The sequence below is a fragment of the Brevundimonas sp. genome (assembly GCF_036659295.1).
In the GTDB taxonomy this organism is placed as follows: domain Bacteria; phylum Pseudomonadota; class Alphaproteobacteria; order Caulobacterales; family Caulobacteraceae; genus Brevundimonas.
The window spans coordinates 1-3,871 of record NZ_JAVXCU010000138.1 but is presented as its reverse complement, the minus strand read 5'-3'; the positions used below and the strand labels follow the sequence as shown (position 1 = coordinate 3,871).

The following is a 3,871-nucleotide window of genomic DNA, read 5'->3' as shown; positions in this document are numbered from 1 at the left end:
CACGGGCCGTATCGCCAAGGCCGCAGGCCTGTTCCTGCTGGTGCGCGTCATGGGCTATGGCCTTGTCGCCGCCGCAGCATGGAATGGCTGGCTGAATGTGTTCCAGTATCTGCTGCCGGCTGCGGCTACCGCACTGGCCCTGCGTTCCTTGTTTACCGCGCTTAAACCGCGCCGCCGCTGGCTGCCCTCCATGTCGATGAAAAAGAGGGCTGCGTAATGGGTCTGCCCTTAAAACTGGGTCGCATCGAACGCTATGTTCTGGGCCAGCAACTAAAAGCACTGGGCGTGGCTCTGGCCATCATTGCCGCCCTTGTCATGCTGATCGACTTTGTCGAGGTCTCGCGCGGCCTGAACTCTGACGGCGAACTGTCGGGCTTCAAGGTGTTGAGCCTGATTGCGGTGAAATCACCCTCGGTCATCGTACAGCTTCTGCCGTTCGTTTTCCTGTTCGGGACGCTGGGGGCCTTTGTCAGTCTGAACCGTCGCAGCGAGCTGATTGCCATGCGGGCAGCAGGCGTTTCGGCATGGCGCTTTGTCCTGCCCGCCGCAGCCTGCGCCTTTATTCTGGGTGTGGTCACGGTGACGGCCATCGCGCCGCTGGCGGCATGGGGCGACAGCGTCTGGCAGAGCGAACGCGGCCGGATTCGCGGCGGCGTATCATCCAGCGAAGAAGCCCAACCCGTCTGGCTTCGCGAAGGCGATGAAACACGCCAGATGATTATTCGTGGCGAACGCCAGGACCGCACCACCGGCCAGCTTCTGGATGCCACCTTCTTCATCTATTCCATTGATGCCAAAGGCGAGCGCCGCTTTACCGAGCGCGTCGATGCCAAGACTGCTACGCTCACCGCGGGCCGCTGGCGTCTGACCGATGTGGTCGGGGGTCAGGGCGGCCAGCAGGCTGTGCATTATGCGACACTGGACCTGCCCTCCGATCTGGCCGACGACGAAGCTTTCCAGCAGTTCGAGCGCCCCCAGTCTCTGTCCATCTGGTCCTTACCCGGACAGATTCGCCGGATCGACAGCGCCGGATTTGCGTCCACGGCCTATGACCTGCGTTTCCAGCAACTTTTGGCCACGCCGCTCATGTTTGCCGCCATGTCGATTCTGGCTGCGGCATTTTCTCTGCGCCTGATGCGTCTGGGTGACATGGCGCGAATGGCCGTATCCGCAGTGGTTCTGGGCTTCGGCTTCTTCTTTGTGAACCAGTTCTCTGCGGCCATGGGATCGGCAGAGGTTATTCCGGCCTTTTTGGCAGCATGGTTACCTGCAATATTGACGGCGCTCGCCGCTCTTACCTTGCTGTTTTATACCGAAGACGGCTAATCGACAGGATTGGACACATGTGTCCGATGATACTGCCCCCGAACTGGAAGACCGTATGCGTGACCGCCATCACCCGAGAACAGGAGCCCTGCGCCTGAAGCTGATGGCAGGAGCCGCCTTGTGCGCCCTGCCTGTGCTGGGTGTTGCCGGAGCGTCTGCGGCCCAAACAGTCACCGGCCAGACAGTACCCAGCCAGACCACGCCCCCCGCACAGACACCTGTGGTTCAGGTGCGTGGCGCAGACGGTTTGACGCCCGACGCCCTGTATCTCGAAGCCAACAGCGCCGAACGCGAGGGCGACACCGTCAACGCCAAGGGCGGTGAAGCCGAAGACCGTGTCTTTGCCCGTTTTCAGGATCACACCCTGCGGGCCGAGGACATGCGCTATGACCTGAAAACCGGCATTGCCGAGGCTGCCGGTCAGGTCGAGCTGATTTCGCCGGACGGCACTGTCGTCCATGCGTCCCAACTACAGCTGACCGAAGGTCTGAAGACCGGCATTGCTGTCGATCTGGCGACCCGCACGCCCGAAGGTGCCACCCTGATGGCAGCCACGGCAGTGCGTCGTTCGGAAAACATTTCAGAGCTGAACCGCGTCCTCTTCATGCCGTGTCCGGTGTGCGAGAACGACCCCAAGGCCCAGCCCGCTATCACCTTCCAGGCCGAGAAAGCGGTTCAGGACGAAGAGCTTCGCGCCATCCTGTATCGCAATGTCGTTGTGCGTGTCGGTGGTGTACCGGTCTTCTACACACCCTATCTGGCCCACCCCGATCCGTCGGTGGATCGTGCCTCGGGCTTTTTAATTCCGCGCATCGACTATGAGCAGGGTCTGGGCCTGTCGGTCGAGGCCCCCTATCTGCACGTCGTATCGCCGTCCGAGGACTGGCTGTTCAGCCCGCGCGTCAACACCAATGTCGCCCCGCTGATGAACGTCCAGTGGCGCCGCCGGTTTGACAGCGGCACCATCGTTGCCCGTGGCGGCTATACCTATGCGCGCAATTTCGGCGACTTCGATCTGGACGGTGACGGCGATGCCGAATCCAAGGTCCATTTCGGTGACCGCACCCACCGCTCCTATGTACTGGCTCACGGCAAGTTCGATCTTGGCGATACATGGCGCTGGGGCTTCACGGCAGAGCGTGTGTCAGACAAGACCCTGTTCGACCGCTATGACGTCAGTTCGCCCTATCAGGACAACGGCCTGTATTATGGCGACCGCCGCCGCCTGATCAGCCAGATCTATGCCGAGCGCCAGACCCAGCGCTCCTATCTATCGGTCGCCGCCTTCTCGATCCAGAGCCTGCGACTGGACCCCAGCTTCTCCGATACCGACTTCCGTGATCCGGATGGTTTCAAGGTTTTCGAAGACGATAATCGTCTGCCGCTGGTGGCACCGATTATCGACGCCCGCTGGGAGCCTGAAGGTCCGGTCATGGGCGGCCGTCTGCGCCTTCAAGGCTCTGCTGTGGCACTGACCCGCGATGCCTATGTGGGCTTTCCCACCCTGCGCCCCGAAATCGTACCGGCTAATCCAACCGATGATCTGCCCGGCGTCGACAGTCGCCGCGTGACCGGCAAGATGGACTGGCGCCGCGTCATGATCTCGCCGATGGGACTGCGCTGGGAGCCGTTCGTGGACATGCGCGCCGATGTCTATTCGATCGATGATCTGCCGCCCTTCCTCGGCATCGACAACGATACCGTCAGCCGCGTGCGGACCAGCGCCGGTGTGGATGTCTCCTATCCGCTTTATCGTCCGTTCGCAGGCACCGGCAGCATTATTCTGGAGCCGATGGCCCAGCTGTCGATCTCCAATGATGCCGACCTTGATCGCCTGATCCCTGTCGAGGACAGCCAGACGGTTGAACTGGACCACATCTCGCTGTTCCGTATGGACCGCTTCCCCGGTTACGATCTGCTGGAAGGCGGATGGCGCTTTACGGCGGGTGCGCGTGCGACGTTCAACTGGGATGACACGCGCTCGGCCAGCCTGTTTGTAGGCCGCTCTACGCGGGCCGATGACGAACGCGCCTATTTCATCCCGGTGCCTGACGCCCCGACCCAGCTTTATGATCCTTCGGGTCTGGCACGCCGCACCTCGGACTGGGTGGTGCAAGGCACGTTCGACCCTTCCGAGCGTATGCGTGGCTGGTTCCATGCGGTGATGGACGGTAGCGGCAACCTGCGCCGTGCCGAGGCCACCATCAGCGGTGACTGGGGCCGTCGAAATTCGGGTGCCCTCAGCTATATTCTGGACAGCTCCAACCCGCTGGCAGGCCCGAACAACCGTAACTACGAGTTCGTTCAGGTCGCCTCGCAACAGTTTGTCTATGGCAACTGGGGCATTACTGTTCGCGGCATTGCCGATATGGAACGCGATCTCATCACCCGCTCCGAAGTGGGCCTGTTGTATGATGACGATTGCTTCCGCGTTGAAATCGGTTGGCGTCGCGATAACACCCGCGTACGGCCTACCGGACCATCCGAAGGCATATTTATCCGTCTAAACCTCGCCACTTTTGGCGGTAACGGATATGATGACAGT

2 protein-coding genes and 1 pseudogene are annotated in these 3,871 nt (G+C 61.3%); all 3 read left to right on the top strand.

The features are described from left to right. A pseudogene (locus RSB01_RS13760) lies at window positions 1-217 on the top strand (permease); the annotation flags it as partial. Continuing rightward, a complete protein-coding gene (gene lptG / locus RSB01_RS13755) occupies window positions 217-1,326 on the top strand; it encodes an LPS export ABC transporter permease LptG (RefSeq protein ID WP_332590879.1) in 1,110 nt (369 codons plus the stop codon). The pseudogene RSB01_RS13760 and the gene lptG, both read left to right, overlap by 1 nt. Window positions 1,327-1,345: 19 nt before the next feature. Continuing rightward, the coding region (lptD, locus tag RSB01_RS13750) for an LPS assembly protein LptD (protein ID WP_332625704.1) at window positions 1,346-3,871 on the top strand (2,526 nt) is incomplete at its 3' end.